The following is an 18712-nucleotide window of genomic DNA, read 5'->3' on the forward strand; positions in this document are numbered from 1 at the left end:
CGTGCAAAGTTGTAAGCATTAACCTTTGAGTGGGGTGTTAAATGGATGAATTCAAACCAGAAGACGAGCTGAAACCCGATCCCAGCGATCGTCGTACTGGTCGTTCTCGTCAATCGTCTGAACGCGATAATGAGCCGCAAATCAATTTTGATGATGTTGATCTGGATGCTGACGATCGCCGTCCTGCGCGCGCACGTAAAGAGCGTGAAGAAGAGCGGGACATCGAAGAAGACTATGAATCTGATGACGATGCGGTGGATGAAGAGCGTGTAGAGCGTCGTCCGCGCAAGCGTAAGAAAGCGGTCAGTAAACCTGCCTCTCGTCAGTATATGATGATGGGTGTGGGCGTGCTGGTGCTGCTGCTGTTGATCATCGGTATTGGTTCTGCGCTGAAAGCCCCCTCATCTTCTTCCAGTGAACAGACGGCGTCTGGCGAGAAGAGCATCGATCTTTCTGGCAGCAATGCGACGGATCAGGCGAACACGAATACGCCTGCAACGGGCGCTGAGCAGACGGCGGGCAATACCCAGCAGGATGTTTCCCTGCCGCCGATTTCCTCTACCCCAACTCAAGGCCAGACGCCTGCGGCAACTGAAGGTCAGCAGCGTGTTGAAGTGCAGGGCGATCTGAACAATGCGCTGACGCAACCGCAAGGTCAGGAGCAGGTTAACAACGTCGTGGTGAACTCTACGCTGCCGACCGAACCTGCGACCGTCGCACCAGTTCGTAATGGTACTGCTGCGCGCCAGACTGCCAAAACGGAAACGGTTGAACGTCCTGCTGCTACGCACCAGGAACGTAAACAGGCCGTCATTGAGCCGAAGAGCAAACCGCAGACCACGGTGAAAGCGACAACGACAGAGCCGAAACCTGTTGCTCAGGCAAAACCAACCGCGACTGCGCCGACGACCACAACCAAAGCGCCTGTGGTAACCGCTACGCCAAAAGCGACAGCAGAACCGAAAGCAACCGCGACGACGACGCCTGCACAAACTGCTACACCTGCGCCAACCGCGACGGCAACGCCTGTTGCTGGCGGAGCGAAAAGTACAGGGAATGTTGGCGCGTTAAAATCTGCGCCGTCCGGCCATTACACGCTGCAGCTCAGCAGTTCTTCTAACTACGACAACCTGAACGGTTGGGCGAAGAAAGAAAACCTGAAGAACTACGTGGTGTATCAGACGACGCGTAACGGTCAACCGTGGTATGTTCTGGTGACGGGCGTGTATGCATCTAAAGAAGATGCGAAACGTGCAGTGTCTACGTTACCCGCCGATATTCAGGCGAAAAATCCGTGGGCAAAACCGCTGCACCAGGTTCAGGCCGATTTGAAGTAAGATAGGATATGTTCTGCAATGGTTTGCTGTTTCGCCCAATTGCGGGACAAAGACTAAAGCGCAGGATGCTGTCGGAGCTTTCTCCACAGCCGGAGAAGGTGTAATTAGTTAGTCAGCATGAAAAAAAATCGCGCTTTTTTGAAATGGGCAGGGGGAAAATACCCCCTGCTTGATGATATCAAACGGCATTTACCCCAGGGTGAGTGTCTGATTGAACCCTTCGTAGGGGCCGGGTCGGTGTTTCTCAACACCGACTTTTCTCGTTATATTCTTGCCGATATCAACAGCGACCTCATCAGTCTCTATAACATCGTGAAGACCCGTACCGATGAGTACGTGCAGGCTTCGCGCGAGCTGTTTATGCCTGAAACTAATCAGGCTGAGGTGTACTACCAGTTCCGGGAAGAATTTAATACCTGCCAGGACCCGTTCCGCCGCGCAGTGCTATTCCTGTATCTGAACCGCTTTGGTTACAACGGGTTGTGCCGTTATAACCTGCGCGGTGAGTTTAACGTACCGTTTGGTCGTTATAAAAAACCTTATTTTCCGGAAGCCGAGTTATACCATTTTGCTGAAAAAGCGCAGAATGCGGAGTTCCATTGCCTTTCCTATGAAGAGTGCATGGACCGTGCGGATACCAGCTCCGTAGTCTATTGTGACCCGCCTTATGCACCGCTTTCGGCGACGGCAAATTTCACCGCGTATCATACCAACAGCTTTAGCCCGAAAGAGCAGGCGCATTTGGCCGAGATGGCAGAAAAGCTGGTCAGTAAGCAGATTCCGGTGTTAATTTCGAATCATGACACGCCCGATACCCGTGAGTGGTACCGGGCAGCGAAACATTTTCAGGTCAAAGTGCGGCGCAGCATCAGCAGCAATGGCGGCACGCGTAAAAAGGTGAACGAACTGCTGGCGCTGTATAAACCAGGAGTCGCAACGCCTGCGAAAAAATAATTCTCAAGGAGAAGCGGATGAAACAGTATTTGATCGCCCCCTCAATTCTGTCGGCTGATTTTGCCCGCCTGGGCGAAGACACCGCGAGAGCGCTGACTGCCGGTGCCGATGTAGTACACTTCGACGTCATGGACAATCACTACGTACCGAACTTGACCATCGGACCGATGGTTTTGAAATCGCTGCGTAAATATGGCATCACCGCCCCGATTGATGTTCACCTGATGGTGAAACCGGTCGATCGTATTGTCCCTGACTTCGCCGCCGCTGGCGCCAGCATCATTACTTTCCATCCGGAAGCCTCCGAGCACGTTGATCGTACCTTGCAACTGATCAAAGAGCATGGTTGTAAAGCGGGCCTGGTGTTTAACCCGGCAACGCCTTTGAGCTACCTGGATTACGTCATGGATAAGCTGGATGTGATCCTGCTGATGTCCGTTAACCCAGGCTTTGGCGGACAGTCTTTCATCCCGCAAACGCTGGATAAGCTGCGTGAAGTGCGTCGTCGTATTGATGAATCTGGCTATGACATCCGCCTGGAAGTTGATGGTGGCGTCAAGGTGAACAACATCGGTGAAATCGCGGCGGCGGGTGCAGATATGTTTGTTGCAGGCTCCGCTATTTTCGACCAACCAGACTACAAAAAAGTCATTGATGAAATGCGCAATGAACTGGCGAAGGTAAGTCATGGATAAGTTTCAGGATATTCGGGGCGCCGCTTTTGACCTCGACGGCACGCTGGTCGACAGCGCGCCGGGATTAGCCGCAGCGGTGGATATGGCGTTGTATGCGCTGGAACTGCCGGTTGCTGGTGAAGAACGTGTAATCACCTGGATTGGTAATGGTGCAGATGTACTGATGGAGCGCGCGCTGGCGTGGTCTCGTCAGGAGCGCGCGACATTACGTAAAACGATGGGTAAACCCCCCCTTGATGATGATATTCCTGCTGAGGAACAGGTACGTATTTTGCGTAAGCTGTTCGACAGGTACTACGGCGATGTCGCAGAAGAGGGGACATTCCTGTTCCCTGATGTTGCCGACACGCTGGGCGCGTTGCATGCTAAAGGTTTGCCGCTGGGTCTGGTGACCAACAAACCAACCCCGTTTGTCGCGCCATTGCTCGAGGCGTTAGATATCGCCAAATACTTCAGCGTGGTCATCGGTGGTGACGACGTGCAGAATAAAAAACCACACCCGGATCCGCTGCTGCTGGTGGCAAGTAAGCTTGGCATCAAGCCTGAGCAAATGCTCTTCGTAGGGGATTCTCGTAATGATATTCAGGCGGCTAAGGCTGCTGGTTGTCCGTCCGTTGGTCTGACGTATGGCTACAACTACGGTGAGTCTATCGCATTGAGCGAGCCCGATGTCATGTACAACCGCATTAATGAACTATTGCCCGCTCTCGGGCTTCCGCATAGCGAAAATCAGGAATCGAAAAATGACTAAGCCCATCGTTTTTAGTGGCGCACAGCCCTCAGGTGAATTGACCATTGGCAACTATATGGGTGCGCTGCGTCAGTGGGTGAACATGCAGGATGACTACCATTGCATCTACTGCATCGTTGACCAACATGCCATTACCGTTCGTCAGGATGCTCAGCAACTGCATAAAGCAACGCTGGATACGCTGGCGCTGTATCTGGCATGCGGGATCGATCCTGAAAAAAGCACCATTTTTGTTCAGTCGCACGTACCGGAACACGCACAGTTAGGCTGGGCGCTGAACTGCTACACCTATTTCGGCGAGCTGAGCCGTATGACCCAGTTCAAAGATAAATCTGCACGTTACGCAGAGAACATCAACGCCGGTCTGTTTGATTATCCGGTACTGATGGCGGCAGACATTCTGCTGTATCAGACCAATCAGGTACCGGTTGGCGAAGATCAGAAACAGCATCTTGAACTGAGCCGCGATATCGCTCAGCGCTTCAATGCGCTGTATGGCGACATCTTCAAAGTACCGGAACCGTTCATCCCTAAATCCGGCGCGCGCGTGATGTCGCTGCTGGAGCCGACGAAAAAAATGTCCAAGTCGGATGACAACCGCAACAACGTGATCGGTCTGCTGGAAGATCCAAAATCTGTGGTCAAAAAAATCAAACGAGCGATGACTGACTCGGAAGAGCCGCCTGTTGTTCGTTACGACGTGAAAGAAAAAGCGGGTGTTTCGAACCTGCTGGATATCCTCTCTGCCGTCACCGGCCAGAGTATTCCGGAGCTGGAACAGCACTTCGAAGGCAAAATGTATGGTCATCTGAAAGGTGAAGTCGCGGAGGCCGTTTCCGGCATGCTGACCGAGCTTCAGGAACGTTATCACCGTTTCCGTAACGATGAAGCTTTCCTGCAGAAAGTAATGAAAGACGGTGCGGAAAAAGCCAGCGCACGCGCTTCTGTTACGCTGAAAGCCGTTTACGAAGCGATTGGTTTTGTCGCCAGACCGTAATATTTTCTGCGTTGCAAAAAAACCGGGGAATCCCCGGTTTTTTTGTATCTGCGCAATAGCATCTATTACTGGTCTGCAGCCGGACCACAGCCACCAATAATTTTAGAAATTGAAATTGCTGGATGCAGGAAATAATCGTAGCTGCAGTTATTTTTTTTGTTTTCAATATGACCCGTACATGCGGTCAGTGTAGCCAGAACCCCAGCGACAATGGTGATTTTTGCAAATTTCAGCATGTTAAAATCCTTGTAAGATATCTATTTTTAAAATGGATGAAATCCATTTCTCGACGGTTAAGATATCAACTTAAATAAAATTTAAGTAGTCCGGATAAGGACATAGCAAGCTTTATGTAAATTATATAATTAATGAATTGGATTACTAGGCGGTTATATTTTAATTAATAATTGGTTTGCTGAAGTGAGCATGTAGCGTATTTCGTTTATTATTTATTTCTGCAGGATGATAAATACATGCACTGAATATCAGGGCATGTATTTACATTCAATTAATGATTCGAGAACCAGTTCAGCTTATCGCGTAGTCCAACCACGCGACCGACGATAATCAGCGCTGGGCTTTCAACCTGTTGCGCTAATTCCCCGAGCTGCGTCAGCACACCGTTGACGACGCGTTGCTTCACGGAGGTACCGTTTTCTACCAGCGCAACCGGCATATTGGCCTGCATGCCAAATTCGATCAGTTTTTCCTGAATTGTGGCCGCCTGATTCAGTCCCATATAGAACACCAGCGTCTGTTTCTCTGCCGCCAGATTTTCCCAGTCCAGCTCGCCGCCGGTTTTCAGGTGTCCGGTAACCAGACGAACACTTTGCGCGTAATCGCGATGGGTCAGTGGAATACCAGAATAAGCGGAGCAACCGGAAGCCGCGGTTATACCCGGCACAACGGAGAATGGAATACCAGCGTGGCAAAGCGTTTCCAGCTCTTCACCACCGCGGCCAAAGATGAACGGGTCGCCACCTTTTAGTCGTACCACGCGCTTGCCTTGTTGCGCTTCACGCAGCAGGATCTGGTTGATTTCTTCCTGCGGTACGCAGTGGTAACCCGCGCGTTTACCGACGAATACCCGGTCCGCATCGCGGCGCACGAGGTTCATAATATCGTCGGAAACCAGACGGTCATAAACCACTACGTCGGCTTGCTGGATCTGCTGCAGCCCTTTCAGCGTTAGTAGCCCGGCATCGCCAGGACCGGCGCCAACCAGCACCACTTCACCACGGTGATCCAGTGGTTCGCTGAGTAACTGCTCGGTGGTTTCCTCGACAGCTTTCCGATCGTTGTTTGCCAGCGACTGCGCCAGGCGGTCATTAATGAACAATTTTTCCCAGAAGCGGCGACGTTCACCCATACTGGCAAACTGGTTTTTAACCCGGGAACGCAGCTTGCCCGCATACTGTGCGACCTGGCCAAGATGCTGAGGCAGTATGGATTCGAGTCTTTCACGTAGCAGACGGGCCAGCACCGGCGAAGTGCCGCCAGAGGAGACCGCCACCATCAGCGGCGAGCGGTCGATAATGGAGGGCATGATAAAACTGGCTGCTTTTGGCGCATCGACCACGTTGCAGAAAATACGGCGTGATTCTGCGGCGGTGCTGACGCTTTGGTTGACGGCATCGTCATCGGTGGCGGCGATAACCAGCCAGCAAGGATCGAGCAGGGATTCATCGAACGGTCCCTCAACAAGCGTCAACATGCCTTCATTTGCCCATACGGTGAACTGCGGAATAAACGCCAGCGCATTAACCGTTAAACGGGCGCCCGCTTCCAGCAATAACCGCGCTTTGCGTTCTGCGACATCACCACCGCCGACGATCAAGCAGTCACGGTCACGTAGTTGACAAAATATAGGCAAATGATCCACGACATTACCCCTTAATTATTGGCAGCAGCCTCTGGCTGATTGATTTTTGCCGGAGCCGGACGCTCCGATTTTGGCGTAGCATACCAATAACCCAATCCCATGAATACGACACCGGACAAAGTATTACCGAGTGTCACCCACAGCAGGTTATGACCAATTCCGGCCAGGGTATAAGCTTCGCTGTGGTGGCCGAACCAGGAGAGGGCAAACAGCGTCATGTTGGCAACCGAGTGTTCGTAGCCGGAAGCAATAAACGCCAGCAGACACCACCAGATAGCGAGGAATTTTGCTGCGCCTTCGGTACGGATTGCCATCCAGATTGCCAGACAAACCAACCAGTTACACAGTGCGCCCTTGAAGAACAGTACCGTCGCAGGCGCGGTGGTTTTCGCCAGTGCAACCGAATGGACGATGCTGGTATCTACCGGCAACAAGCTGCCGCCACCCCAACTGTAAAGCAGAGCGACAAACACGGAACCGACCAGATTACCCAGCCAGGTTTGCGGTAAAATTGCCCACATTTGACTGTGACTGATGGTGCCCGCTTTGACGCCGAGCGTCAGGAACATGGTGTGACCGGTAAACAGTTCAGAACCCGCGATAATGACCAGCGTTAAGGCGATACCAAAGGTTGCACCCATTACCAGAGGACGTACGGACGGGTCGAGCAGATTGCCGAGGGTGAAAATAAGAATGATGCCGAGACCGACATAGGCCCCTGCCATTGCCGAACTGACCCAGAATCCGAGCGGGTTATTAGCCGACAGGCGTGCGATGCGCGCAGCATTAGCTGCACACTTATTAATAGTGTCAGTAAACATTTGATTATCCTTTTCTCACTTCATCCTTTGCACTGCCTCTTTGTTGGCTGCCCTCGCTCACCCCAGTCACATAGTGAACTATGCTCCTGGAGATTTGCTCGGTTGCCGCCGCGATGCAGTACAAATGATTTTGTGATAACAATTAAAATGAAAAAAATACAAAAAAGGGGAGGCGTTGCGCCTCCCAAAAGTTTATTAACCGCGCAACTGCACCATGCCGTCTTTCACGCGCGCTTCGTAATGTTTCACGGAGAACTGTTCGTCTTCCATGCACAGTCCGTCGCTTAAACGAAAGCGCTGTTTTTTCAGCGGGCTGGCGACCCACAGTTCGCCCTGATGCTCAGCGATCAAGCCACGAGAAAGCACGCTGGACTCAAAGAACGGATCGATGTTGCTGATCGCAAACACCTGGTCACTGTGATACGGGCGGAAAATTGCGACCTGTTCAGTACCTAACAGGGCGCAGACGCCTGTTGCAGGCAGAATGTCATCGATTTTGCAGATGTTTTGCCACTGGCTCATGCGTTCTCCTCCACCAGAGTCACCGGGATACGCTCATAAGGCGTTGCCGGACGATGTTGTTCACGTTCAGGCACCACCTGGACGTTCGGATCGCGTTTGTCGCTGTTGATGAAGTGCTTGAAGCGAACCTGCGCGGATGGGGTGTTAACGGTTTCTGTCCACTCGCATACCACCGCTTCACGCAGACGGGCCATCTCTTCTTCCAGATGCTCGTTCAGGCCCAGCTTGTCGTCGATGATGACCGATTTCAGATACTCAATGCCGCCTTCCAGGTTGTCTAACCACGGTGCGGTACGGGTCAGTTTGTCGGCAGTGCGGATGTAGAACATCATGAAGCGATCGAGATACTTCAGCAGCGTTTCACGATCGATATCTGCCGCCAGCAGATCGGCGTGACGAGGTTTCATCCCGCCGTTACCGCAAACGTACAGGTTCCAGCCTTTTTCAGTGGCGATGATACCCACGTCTTTGCCCTGGGCTTCCGCGCATTCACGGGTACAGCCAGAGACACCGAACTTCATCTTGTGCGGCGTACGGATGCCTTTGTAGCGGTTTTCCAGCTCGACGCCGAAACCGACGCTGTCGCCCACGCCGTAACGGCACCAGGTGCTGCCCACGCAGGTTTTCGCCATACGCAACGCTTTAGCATAGGCATGACCGGTTTCGAAACCAGCTTCAATCAACTGACGCCAGATTTCCGGCAGGTCATCTTTCTGCGCGCCGAACAGGCCAATACGCTGAGAACCGGTGATTTTGGTATACAGGTTAAATTCACGTGCGATACGTCCCACGGCCACCAGACCTTCCGGTGTGATTTCACCGCCAGCGGAGCGCGGGATCACGGAGTAGGTGCCGTCTTTCTGGATATTCGCCAGGAAGTTGTCGTTGGTGTCTTGCAGCGGCGTGTGCTGAGGTTTGAGAATGTACTCATTCCAGCACGAGGCCAGCAGGGAACCGACGGTAGGTTTACACACTTCACAGCCGTAGCCTTTCCCGTGTTTTGCCAGCAACTCTTCGAAGGTTTTAATGCCTTCTACGCGAATGAGATGGAACAGTTCCTGACGCGAGTACGGGAAGTGTTCACACAGGTTGTTGTTAACTTCAATACCCTGTTTCGCCAGTTCAGCGTTCAGGACCTGCGTTACCAGCGGGATACATCCGCCGCAGCCGGTACCGGCTTTGGTTTCAGCTTTCAGCGCTGCAACGGTGTGGCAACCTTTATTGATAGCAGCAACCAGCATGCCTTTGGTGACGTCGAAGCAGGAACAAATCTGCGCGCTGTCCGGCAGTTTATCGACGCCGATAGACGGTTTGCCGCTGCCCGCGTGCGCAGGCAGGATCAATGAGTCCGGGTTTTCCGGCAGTTCGATAGCGTTCAGCACCAGTTGCAGCAGATTGCCGTAATCGCTGGTGTCGCCCACCAGAACCGCGCCGAGCAGCGTTTTGTTATCTTTGCTGACAATGAGGCGTTTGTAGACTTCTTTGCTCTCGTCGAGGTAAACGTAGCTGCGCGCACCCGGTGTGCGGCCATGTGCGTCGCCAATCCCGCCAACGTCAACGCCAAGCAGCTTCAGCTTGGCGCTTAAATCTGCGCCTTCGAAGGCGTTTTCGGTTTCGAGGATATGGTCAACGGCAACCTGCGCCATTTTGTAGCCGGGTGCCACCAGACCATATACACGGTTGTTCCAGCTGGCGCATTCGCCGATGGCATAGATGTCCGGGTCAGAAGTCTGGCAGGTGTCGTTAATCACGATCCCACCGCGCGGAGCGACGTCCAGACCGCACTGGGTAGCCAGTTTGTCGCGTGGACGAATACCGGTAGAGAAAACGATAAAGTCGACTTCCAGTTCGCTACCATCGGCAAAACGCATGGTTTTGCGCGCTTCGACGCCTTCCTGGACAATCTCTTTCGTGTTTTTGCTGGTGTGCACACGCACGCCCATGCTTTCAATTTTGCGACGTAACTGCTCGCCACCCATATGATCCAGCTGTTCAGCCATCAGCATCGGAGCGAATTCAATCACGTGGGTTTCAACGCCGAGGTTTTTCAGCGCACCGGCGGCTTCCAGGCCCAGCAGGCCACCGCCGACGACAGCACCGCGTTTGCTACGGCGCGCGCAAGACTCAATGGCGTTGAGGTCTTCAATGGTGCGGTAAACAAAGCAGTCCTGGGTTTCCGAACCTTTAATCGGCGGGATCCACGGATAAGAGCCAGTCGCCATGATCAGCTTATCGTAATAAACCGTACGACCCGCGCTGGAGTGGATCACCTTCTCCTGGCGGTTGATGGTAATTGCGCGCTCGCCGACTAATACCTTAACGCCGTGCTTCTCGTAGAATCCTTCACGCACCAGAGAAAGCTCTTCGGCGGTGTGGTGGGAGAAGTAGGAAGACAGGTGTACGCGGTCGTACGCTTTGCGGGGTTCTTCACAGAAGACGGTAATATCAAAATTGGCAGCGTCGGATTTATCAAGAAGATCCTCAATAAAGCGATGGCCGACCATACCATTACCGATAATAGCGAGTCTGACTTTGCTCATTTTTGCCTCGATTTCTTTTCTATTACCGCCTACCTTAACGATTCAGCTACCCCGCTTATTGATACAAATCAAATTCGCTCTCATATACTCCTTAAGAGGTATATAACTGATTTACCTACATTTTTATAAGTTACGGAATTGACTGGCTTTTCGTGTTTGTATAAAAAGTGCACAAATTAAGGGGTTTTTGTATGAATTGGCCTACATCACCAATGGAGGAAGGGATGCCAGGGATATGCCGGATGGCGAGAACACCATCCGGCAGAGTGATTAATGCGTGGCCGGCGCGTTATGCTGGCGATGGCGCGTAACAAACCCAAGAATAAAGCACATTACGAACACAACGGCATACAAGCCGTTAGCTGTTTGCAGTGCCGCCATTGGACCGCTATGAGCGACTATCGGGCCAGTGACGACGAAAGTAAGCATGGTACCGATGGTGCCGCAGGTCAGAATGAAGTTAACCAGTTTAGGTGAGGCGACCTTCGTCTGCTGGGAACCGAGGGTAATAATGGTGGTATAAATCGCGCTGGAGAAGAAGCCCAGCGTCAGAATGAACCACGGCATATGCTCCGGCGTACCGGTGATAAACAGATACATCAGGACGGTGGCCAAACCCGCCAGTACCGTCAGGATGCGCTGCAAATCGAAGAAACGCAGAATAAAGCTAAACGCCCACATGCCAACCATGTAAGACATCCAGAAGTCGCTGACCAGTTTACCCGCATCACCCAGGCTCATGCCCAGGCTTTTGGCATATTCCGGCACCCACGAGATAAAACCAAGCTGGCCGAGGATGTAGCACAGAGCCGCAATGGACAGGAACAGTACGCCAATGCCCCATTTTTCTTTTACTACCGGTGCGTCTGACTGCTGCGCGTGTTTGCCCAGCGCCGGGAATTCGCAACCGAAGGTCAGCAGGAAAATGGCAACATATACCAGGCCGATGCAGGCATAAACCCAGTACCATTCGATGCTGCGCGCTAGCAGAAATGCCGCCACCATCGGGAAGATCATGCCAGCCATGCTGAAGAAGGAGTCCGTAAACAGCAGGCGGGAACCGCGCTGGCGACCTTCATACATCTGCGTGACCAGGAACGTACCAATCGACATGGTGATACCGCTCACCAGCCCCAGTACAAACATTGCTGCTGAGAACAAGGCCAGGCTATGGCTGAGCATCAGTCCGGCGACCGCCAGAACCATCAGGATAAAGCCAAAGCGCAACTGGGTTTTCAGGGGCACAATTTCCATCAGCCAGGCATTCAAAAAGATAGAAATCAGGATGCCGGCATTCAGGAAGGTGAAGGTGTTACTCATACTGGAAACGGGCAAATGGAAGTAATCTGCGATATTTCCCATCACCATCCCGGTGACAATTACCAACGCGCCTGTCAGGGCGTAGGAGAGAAAGCTAATCCATGTGAGCTTAATGCGATTGCTGTTAGTCATGACTGGCCTGTATAGAAGTGTAAGACGCATTGATTGCGCCGTGAGCGGGCAGATTTTAGGCGTTTTAGTGACGTATTTAAATATTTAATGGCAATAACTTGCTCCGTTACATTTTTGTATGTGAGCTGGATCACAATGAGTATTCCGGTTATGCAGTTACATTTGTTTCAGATACGTAAAATTAAGTAAAGGGATGGCCTTGTCCTTGAAGGCTCTTTAGAATCACTTCACTTGCTTCATTTCTGCTCTTGTTAAGGACTTCTCATGCTCAAATCGACTCTGGCGGCTGTTGCAGCTGTTCTCGCTCTTTCCGCGCTCTCTCCTGCAGCACTGGCAGCAAAAGGTGACCCACATGTCCTGCTGACCACCTCTGCTGGTAACATCGAGCTGGAGCTGAACAGCCAGAAAGCCCCGGTTTCAGTGCAAAACTTTGTCGATTATGTGAACAGTGGTTTTTATAACAACACCACGTTCCACCGTGTGATCCCAGGCTTTATGGTACAGGGCGGCGGCTTCACCGAGCAGATGCAGCAGAAGAAACCTAACCCGCCAATCAAGAATGAAGCCGATAACGGTCTGCGTAACACCCGCGGTACGATTGCGATGGCGCGTACAGCGGATAAAGACAGCGCGACCAGCCAGTTCTTTATCAACATTGCAGACAACGCTTTTCTCGATCATGGCCAACGCGACTTTGGCTATGCTGTGTTCGGTAAAGTTGTGAAAGGTATGGATGTTGCAGATAAGATCTCTCAGGTACAGACCCATGATGTTGGTCCTTACCAGAATGTCCCGTCAAAACCGATTGTTATCCTTTCTGCTAAAGTCCTGCCGTAATCGTATTTTGCGCGGGCAGTTCCTGCCCGCGTTCTCTCCCTTCTCTGCGTAACCCGAAATTGCTGCTTATACTTGTGGCAAGTGCCGCTTACATTCAGGGAGGTCACGTGAAAAAACTCACCGATAAACAAAAGTCCAGGCTCTGGGAGCAACGGCGTAATGTCAATTTCCAGGGAAGTCGACGACTGGAAGGCGTGGATATTCCACGGATTACTCTGAGTGCGGAAGACGCCCTGGCGCGTCTGGATGAGTTGAGGAGGCACTATGAGCGATAAATTCGGTGATGGACGCGACCCTTATCTGTACCCCGGTCTGAATGTGATGCGTAACCGCCTGGGGATTCATCAGGCCCAGCGTCTGGCACAAGCGGCATACGAATTAACAGCACTGCGCGCCGCGACGGTTGAGTTGGGGCCTTTAAAGCGTGGCCTGCCACACCTGTGCGCCATTCATCGCCAGTTATACCAGGATATTTTCGACTGGGCGGGACAACTGCGGGAAGTTGATATCTACCAGGGCGATACTCGCTTTTGCCATTTCGCCTATATCGAGAAAGAGGGCAATGCGCTGATGCAGGACCTGGAAGAGGAGTCCTGGCTGGTGGGATTGCCGGAAGAAAAATTCGTCGACCGCCTTGCGCACTATTATTGCGAAATCAATGTGCTGCATCCGTTTCGTATTGGTAGCGGTCTCGCGCAGCGTATTTTCTTCGAACAGCTAGCGATCCATGCCGGGTATATGCTGAGCTGGGATGACATTCAGGTTGAGGAGTGGAACCAGGCGAACCAGAGCGGGGCGATGGGCGACCTGACCGCTCTGCGGGCGATATTTCGTAAAGTGGTAAGCGAAGCCCCGGAAACTGAGTAGAATAGCGCGGTTCTTATGTACCGGAGCCGCCATGATCCTGCTTATCGATAACTATGATTCTTTTACCTGGAACCTGTACCAATACTTCTGCGAATTGGGTGCTGATGTCCTCGTCAGGCGTAACGACGAGCTGACGCTGTCGCAAATCGACGCGCTGAATCCGCAAAAAATCGTGATTTCCCCAGGCCCATGCACGCCGGATGATGCCGGTATCTCGCTGGATGTGATTCGCCATTTTGCGGGCAAAATTCCCCTGCTGGGTGTATGTCTTGGTCACCAGGCGATGGCGCAGGCGTTTGGCGCGACCGTGGTTCGGGCAGCAAAAGTGATGCATGGTAAAACCTCGCCGATTACGCATAACGGGCAGGGGGTTTTTCAGGGACTCGCCAACCCATTAACCGTGACACGCTACCATTCTCTGGTGGTTGCCCCCGAAACGCTTCCTGACTGCTTTGAAGTGACGGCCTGGAGTGAAACACAAGAGATAATGGGCATTCGCCACCGCGAGTGGGATCTGGAAGGTGTGCAGTTTCACCCGGAGAGTATTCTCAGCGAACAGGGGCATCAGCTGCTGGATAATTTCCTCCAACGGTGATTTATGGTTGCTATTCAGTGATTTTTTATTCATATTTTGTGATTATAATTTCACTAGCATTTCTGCTTAACAGGGTGGTAATGACATGGCAACTGAACAAACTGCGATTACGCGCGCGACATTCGATGAAGTAATTCTGCCGATTTATGCACCGGCTGAGTTTATCCCGGTAAAAGGAAAAGGGAGTCGGGTCTGGGATCAACAGGGCAAAGAGTATGTTGATTTTGCGGGCGGCATTGCAGTTACCGCGTTAGGGCATTGCCATCCGGCGCTGGTTGAGGCGTTAAAAACCCAGGGTGAAACCCTGTGGCACACCAGTAACGTTTTCACCAACGAACCAGCGTTGCGCTTAGGTCGTAAAATCATTGATGCGACCTTTGCTGAACGCGTGCTGTTTATGAACTCCGGCACCGAAGCTAACGAAACCGCCTTTAAGCTGGCGCGTCATTATGCCTGCGTACGCCACAGCCCGTTCAAAACCAAAATCATCGCCTTTCATAATGCGTTTCACGGTCGTTCGCTGTTTACCGTATCTGTTGGTGGGCAACCGAAATATTCCGACGGCTTTGGACCAAAACCGGCGGATATCATCCATGTGCCGTTTAACGATCTGCATGCGGTAAAAGCGGTGATGGACGATCACACCTGCGCGGTGGTGGTGGAGCCCATTCAGGGAGAAGGCGGCGTCACTGCGGCAACCCCGGCATTCCTGCAAGGTCTGCGTGAACTTTGCGACCAGCACCAGGCGCTGCTGGTCTTTGATGAGGTGCAGTGTGGGATGGGGCGTACCGGCGATTTATTTGCCTATATGCACTACGGCGTGACGCCGGATATCCTCACCAGCGCCAAGGCGCTCGGCGGCGGTTTCCCGGTGAGCGCCATGCTGACCACTCAGGAAATTGCCTCCGCGTTCCACGTGGGTTCGCACGGTTCCACTTACGGCGGTAATCCGCTGGCCTGTGCGGTTGCAGATGCCGCGTTTGATATCATCAACACCCCGGAAGTGCTGGAAGGTATTCAGGGCAAACGTCAGACGTTTGTGCATCATTTGCAGAAAATTAATCAGCAGTTCGATATTTTCAGCGATATTCGCGGCATGGGGCTGCTGATTGGCGCCGAGCTGAAGCCGCAGTTTAAAAGCCGGGCGCGCGATTTCCTCTACGCCGCCGCGCACGATGGGGTGATGGTGCTGAATGCCGGGCCGGACGTGATGCGTTTCGCGCCGTCGCTGGTGGTGGAAGACGCGGATATCGAGGAAGGGATGCAGCGTTTCGCGCAGGCGGTAGCGAAGGTGGTGGGCTGATTGGTTGATTGCCTGATGGCGGCGCGAGCGCCTTATCCGGCCTACAGGGTAAGGTGTGATTCGTAGGCCGGATAAGCGTAGCGCATCCGGCAGCCGATCTTAGCCTTTCATGTCCCGCAACCGACGGCTAAGCCAGATCCCGTGGTGGGGGCGTTGACGCCATGCTACCGACGAAATGGTGTGCATGGTGTTCAGATGCCCCAATATTCGCTGCAGATGCTGCTCCAGGGTGCTTAATGGGCCGTGGGACAGCATTTCAGGCGCTTCGAGAATATTCACATCGCCCGAGCTTCCCGGTCCGTCATACTCCAGCCGCTGCTGACAGCGCTGGAGCGCAATTTCGCAGGACTCCAGATACCGCTGCGCCAAATCCGGCGTCAGCATCGTATGTTCCCTTGCCAGTGTGGTCATCGCGTTGATGTGTTCGACAATAAACTGGCTGTGCGTGACCCACAGTTTCATATCCGCCAGATAGTGCGAGTTGAATCCCGGCTCCTGCATTGCCTGATTCAGTGAGTTAAACAGCGTGTTATGCGCCTGGTTGACCCGCATGCGTTGATACGCCAGCGGCGTGGCCTGCGGATCGTTGCTGAGGATCAGGCGAATAGCCTCCTGGTCGGCTTCTAACGCATCGTGGGCGTTCTTACGCAACAGACCACTCTGCCACTGTGGCCACAGCCAGAGCGTGCCGCCAAAGGCGATTAAGCAGCCAATCACCGTGTCGACAAACCGCGGCACGATAAATTGTTCCCCGTTCAGCGTCAGCAGTTGCAGGGTGTACACCGCCGTAACCGTAAAGCCGACGGTGGCCCAGCCGTAGTTTTTGCGAATGATCAGATAGCTGCCTAATGTGATCAGCAACATGCCTGCCAGCGTGAAACCTTCCTGAATATGAAAGTGCAATGTGACGCCCGCAATCACCAGTCCGACGAGCGTACCCACCGAACGATGCAAAATACGCACCCGGGTCGCCCCATAGCCATTTTGCGTGACGAACAGGATCGTCATCAAAATCCAGTAAGGTTTAGGCAGATGTAAGGCGCTGCCCATCAGGCTGGCGATACTCAGCATGACGCTGATGCGCCCGGCGTTGCGCAGCGCCGGGGATTTCAACGACAGATAGTTTTTCAGCGCCGGGATCAACGGCAACCGCCGCTGTTTGTCCGCCATCAAATCTCGGGCATACAGCGGGCGCTGGGTCCGTAGCACGCGGGCGATACGGCTGAAGTGCCAGTAGCAAAACTGTCCTACCGGATTATCCGGATGCTGGTTGGCGATTTTCTCCAGCGAGCCAATCTGCTTTTCCATTGAGAAACGGGTCGGTAAGCGGTGATACAAGATATCATCGGCCAGGACGCGCAGGCGGGCGGCGACGGTGCGCGCGTTCCAGCGAATCACCTGTTCCGCGTGGCTTCGCTCGACCAACTTTTGCACCTCTTCCGGCTGATGCAGGCTAACTGAAATATGTTCCTGCAAATCGAGCGCTTCCTGAAAGGCACGCAACAGTCGCTTGTATTCATTATTGTGATGCGCCGACAGCATGTGCATTTGCTGGTAGCACTGGGTAATCAAATCCACCGCTTTTTGTTGACGAACCAGTAACGGAGGCAGCGCTTTTTCTGGATCGGCATGCTGGGTCAGCAGACTGTACTTGGCCTCACAGTAATCGGCTAATTCGCGGTACAGCAGACTAAGCGATTCACGCAGTGGCTGCTCACGCCACATCCAGAACCAGAACCAGTTGAACAGACCGTACCACAACGTACCCAGTGCATAGATCAGCAATGGCTCCCAGACGGGCATATTCCCGGCAAGGCTTAGCGTGAAAATTGCCGCGATGAGTGAGGCTGGCAGCAGTCGCGCATGCAACGGGCTTAGCTCGGCGGTTACGCCAAGAATTAGCGTCAGGCCGGTGAGGATGAGCGGCAGTGGTATATCTTGCGCCAGCAGTAACTGCATGATCAGGCTGCAACCGGCAAACAGCGATGCGCCAATAACTAAACGTTTAAAAAAGCGTTTATGCGGGGTATCAAGACCGGCAATGTTGCAACAGGCAGGGACGAGGGAAAACAGAAGCCCCAGATGAAGCTGACCAATGATAAGACCGACGGCCACAGGTAAACACAGCACCAGCGTCTGCCGTAGTGCGTAGTTGATCTCGGGGTGATAAATCAGTCTTCGCCACATCGGAACAAACAAAAATGGCGCGCTACCGGGTAACGCGCCATTTCGATGGGATTAACGTGTGCCGTAAACGACAATGGTCTTACCGTGAGCGGAGATCAGGTTCTGATCTTCCAGCATCTTCAGAATACGACCAACGGTCTCACGGGAGCAGCCAACGATCTGGCCGATTTCCTGGCGGGTGATTTTAATCTGCATACCGTCCGGGTGAGTCATCGCGTCAGGCTGTTTTGCCAGATTCAGCAGAGTCTGGGCAATACGCCCGGTGACGTCGAGGAAGGCAAGGTTGCCTACTTTTTCAGACGTGACCTGCAGGCGACGAGCCATCTGAGAAGACAGGCGCATCAGAATATCCGGGTTGACCTGGATTAATTGGCGAAATTTTTTGTAGGAAATTTCAGCGACTTCACATGCGGTTTTGGCCCGTACCCAAGCGCTACGTTCCTGGCCTTCTTCGAAGAGGCCTAATTCACCAATAAAATCGCCCTGATTCAGATAAGAAAGGATCATTTCTTTCCCTTCTTCATCTTTGATCAGCACTGCCACTGAGCCTTTAACGATGTAATACAACGTTTCCGCTTTTTCACCCTGGTGAATCAGCGTGCTCTTCGATGGGTACTTATGAATATGGCAATGAGACAAGAACCATTCGAGAGTCGGGTCTGTTTGCGGTTTGCCAAGCACCATGCGCGGTTATCCTCTGTTATAAGCTGTCTCCAGAGCCAGAAAACGACGCTGCCTCTGGGTTTGCAAAAATGTGCTTCCCGCTACCTGGGAAGGGGGCTACTAAAAATATACTGCAGCCTGTAATGTGATGTCCTCTGCATACATGCAGTACGTCAATGTATTACTGTAGCATCCCGACTGTTTTAGCATAGCTTTCGCCGTGTGTCTCCTGGTGTCTCGCTTCAGCATGACGCAGGTCGCCTTCCGTTGCGAGAATTGTTATGTACGCGTAATCTGTCAGGAAAATTG

Annotated in this window: 18 protein-coding genes; 10 read left to right on the forward strand and 8 right to left on the reverse strand. The window is 52.8% G+C overall.

From position 1 onward, the window contains the following. Positions 1–41: 41 nt before the first annotated feature. From damX to trpS, 5 genes are all read left to right on the forward strand, one after another. Positions 42–1337, forward strand: coding sequence for a cell division protein DamX (gene damX, locus OOJ59_RS07855; RefSeq protein ID WP_160955323.1), 1296 nt, complete (start codon positions 42–44; stop codon positions 1335–1337). Between the two features lie 117 nt (positions 1338–1454). After that, entirely contained in the window at positions 1455–2291 is an 837-nt protein-coding gene (gene dam / locus OOJ59_RS07860) for an adenine-specific DNA-methyltransferase (protein ID WP_160955322.1), read from the forward strand. Positions 2292–2308: 17 nt separating this feature from the next. Then, complete coding sequence (gene rpe / locus OOJ59_RS07865; protein ID WP_003023561.1) at positions 2309–2986, forward strand: ribulose-phosphate 3-epimerase; 678 nt, start codon at positions 2309–2311, stop codon at positions 2984–2986. Then, entirely contained in the window at positions 2979–3737 is a 759-nt protein-coding gene (gene gph / locus OOJ59_RS07870) for a phosphoglycolate phosphatase (RefSeq protein WP_160955321.1), read from the forward strand. The genes rpe and gph overlap by 8 nt, the downstream gene beginning before the upstream one ends. Then, positions 3730–4734, forward strand: coding sequence for a tryptophan--tRNA ligase (trpS, locus tag OOJ59_RS07875; protein ID WP_160955320.1), 1005 nt, complete (start codon positions 3730–3732; stop codon positions 4732–4734). The genes gph and trpS overlap by 8 nt, the downstream gene beginning before the upstream one ends. A gap of 65 nt (positions 4735–4799) precedes the next feature. Here the strand turns inward: trpS and OOJ59_RS07880 are convergent, their stop codons facing one another. From OOJ59_RS07880 to tsgA, 6 genes are all read right to left on the reverse strand, one after another. Next, positions 4800–4970: a YhfL family protein gene (locus OOJ59_RS07880; protein WP_006687392.1), complete on the reverse strand. Its 171-nt coding sequence runs from the start codon at positions 4968–4970 to the stop codon at positions 4800–4802. Between the two features lie 272 nt (positions 4971–5242). Continuing rightward, positions 5243–6616: a siroheme synthase CysG gene (cysG, locus tag OOJ59_RS07885; RefSeq protein WP_038634829.1), complete on the reverse strand. Its 1374-nt coding sequence runs from the start codon at positions 6614–6616 to the stop codon at positions 5243–5245. 11 nt (positions 6617–6627) lie between these two features. Continuing rightward, a complete protein-coding gene (nirC, locus tag OOJ59_RS07890; RefSeq protein WP_087856296.1) occupies positions 6628–7437 on the reverse strand; it encodes a nitrite transporter NirC in 810 nt (269 codons plus the stop codon). A 195-nt stretch (positions 7438–7632) separates the two neighbouring features. Continuing rightward, entirely contained in the window at positions 7633–7959 is a 327-nt protein-coding gene (gene nirD, locus OOJ59_RS07895; protein ID WP_038634824.1) for a nitrite reductase small subunit NirD, read from the reverse strand. Further along, positions 7956–10499, reverse strand: coding sequence for an NADPH-nitrite reductase large subunit (nirB, locus tag OOJ59_RS07900; protein ID WP_061381016.1), 2544 nt, complete (start codon positions 10497–10499; stop codon positions 7956–7958). Before nirB ends, nirD begins: the two co-directional genes overlap by 4 nt. Positions 10500–10769: 270 nt before the next feature. Further along, the gene (gene tsgA, locus OOJ59_RS07905; protein WP_038634817.1) at positions 10770–11951 is read right to left on the reverse strand and encodes an MFS transporter TsgA; all 1182 of its coding nucleotides are present in this window, start codon (positions 11949–11951) and stop codon (positions 10770–10772) included. Between the two features lie 264 nt (positions 11952–12215). Between tsgA and ppiA the strand changes: the two genes are divergently transcribed. From ppiA to argD, 5 genes are all read left to right on the forward strand, one after another. Further along, positions 12216–12788, forward strand: coding sequence for a peptidylprolyl isomerase A (ppiA, locus tag OOJ59_RS07910; RefSeq protein ID WP_003023595.1), 573 nt, complete (start codon positions 12216–12218; stop codon positions 12786–12788). Between the two features lie 107 nt (positions 12789–12895). After that, positions 12896–13063, forward strand: a complete 168-nt coding sequence (locus OOJ59_RS07915) for a YhfG family protein (RefSeq protein ID WP_137346716.1) — start codon at positions 12896–12898, stop codon at positions 13061–13063. Next, on the forward strand, positions 13053–13655 hold the full coding sequence (locus tag OOJ59_RS07920; RefSeq protein ID WP_069323811.1) for a putative adenosine monophosphate-protein transferase Fic: 603 nt from the start codon (positions 13053–13055) through the stop codon (positions 13653–13655). Before OOJ59_RS07915 ends, OOJ59_RS07920 begins: the two co-directional genes overlap by 11 nt. Before the next feature lie 31 nt (positions 13656–13686). Further along, complete coding sequence (gene pabA / locus OOJ59_RS07925; RefSeq protein WP_038634811.1) at positions 13687–14250, forward strand: aminodeoxychorismate synthase component 2; 564 nt, start codon at positions 13687–13689, stop codon at positions 14248–14250. Positions 14251–14335: 85 nt separating this feature from the next. Continuing rightward, positions 14336–15553, forward strand: a complete 1218-nt coding sequence (gene argD, locus OOJ59_RS07930; protein WP_137346717.1) for a bifunctional acetylornithine/succinyldiaminopimelate transaminase — start codon at positions 14336–14338, stop codon at positions 15551–15553. A gap of 99 nt (positions 15554–15652) precedes the next feature. Here argD and OOJ59_RS07935 read toward each other — a convergent pair whose 3' ends face one another. After that, positions 15653–17740 carry a YccS/YhfK family putative transporter gene (locus tag OOJ59_RS07935; protein ID WP_087856299.1) on the reverse strand — a complete coding sequence of 696 codons (2088 nt, stop codon included), beginning with the start codon at positions 17738–17740 and terminating at the stop codon, positions 15653–15655. Positions 17741–17791: 51 nt separating this feature from the next. Continuing rightward, positions 17792–18424: a cAMP-activated global transcriptional regulator CRP gene (gene crp, locus OOJ59_RS07940; protein ID WP_000242758.1), complete on the reverse strand. Its 633-nt coding sequence runs from the start codon at positions 18422–18424 to the stop codon at positions 17792–17794. Positions 18425–18712: the final 288 nt, after the last annotated feature.

The organism is Citrobacter sp. W9, from assembly GCF_026719375.1.
In the GTDB taxonomy this organism is placed as follows: Bacteria; Pseudomonadota; Gammaproteobacteria; order Enterobacterales; family Enterobacteriaceae; genus Citrobacter; species Citrobacter werkmanii.

Coding starts and splice junctions, on each gene's coding strand:
- gph (WP_160955321.1), top strand. CDS start 2,979: ATGGATAAGTTTCAGGATATTCGGGGCGCCGCTTTTGACCTCGACGGC.
- OOJ59_RS07935 (WP_087856299.1), bottom strand. CDS start 17,740: ATGTGGCGAAGACTGATTTATCACCCCGAGATCAACTACGCACTACGG.
- tsgA (WP_038634817.1), bottom strand. CDS start 11,951: ATGACTAACAGCAATCGCATTAAGCTCACATGGATTAGCTTTCTCTCC.
- crp (WP_000242758.1), bottom strand. CDS start 18,424: ATGGTGCTTGGCAAACCGCAAACAGACCCGACTCTCGAATGGTTCTTG.
- pabA (WP_038634811.1), top strand. CDS start 13,687: ATGATCCTGCTTATCGATAACTATGATTCTTTTACCTGGAACCTGTAC.
- nirC (WP_087856296.1), bottom strand. CDS start 7,437: ATGTTTACTGACACTATTAATAAGTGTGCAGCTAATGCTGCGCGCATC.
- rpe (WP_003023561.1), top strand. CDS start 2,309: ATGAAACAGTATTTGATCGCCCCCTCAATTCTGTCGGCTGATTTTGCC.
- OOJ59_RS07880 (WP_006687392.1), bottom strand. CDS start 4,970: ATGCTGAAATTTGCAAAAATCACCATTGTCGCTGGGGTTCTGGCTACA.
- ppiA (WP_003023595.1), top strand. CDS start 12,216: ATGCTCAAATCGACTCTGGCGGCTGTTGCAGCTGTTCTCGCTCTTTCC.
- argD (WP_137346717.1), top strand. CDS start 14,336: ATGGCAACTGAACAAACTGCGATTACGCGCGCGACATTCGATGAAGTA.
- dam (WP_160955322.1), top strand. CDS start 1,455: ATGAAAAAAAATCGCGCTTTTTTGAAATGGGCAGGGGGAAAATACCCC.
- damX (WP_160955323.1), top strand. CDS start 42: ATGGATGAATTCAAACCAGAAGACGAGCTGAAACCCGATCCCAGCGAT.
- nirD (WP_038634824.1), bottom strand. CDS start 7,959: ATGAGCCAGTGGCAAAACATCTGCAAAATCGATGACATTCTGCCTGCA.
- OOJ59_RS07920 (WP_069323811.1), top strand. CDS start 13,053: ATGAGCGATAAATTCGGTGATGGACGCGACCCTTATCTGTACCCCGGT.
- nirB (WP_061381016.1), bottom strand. CDS start 10,499: ATGAGCAAAGTCAGACTCGCTATTATCGGTAATGGTATGGTCGGCCAT.
- trpS (WP_160955320.1), top strand. CDS start 3,730: ATGACTAAGCCCATCGTTTTTAGTGGCGCACAGCCCTCAGGTGAATTG.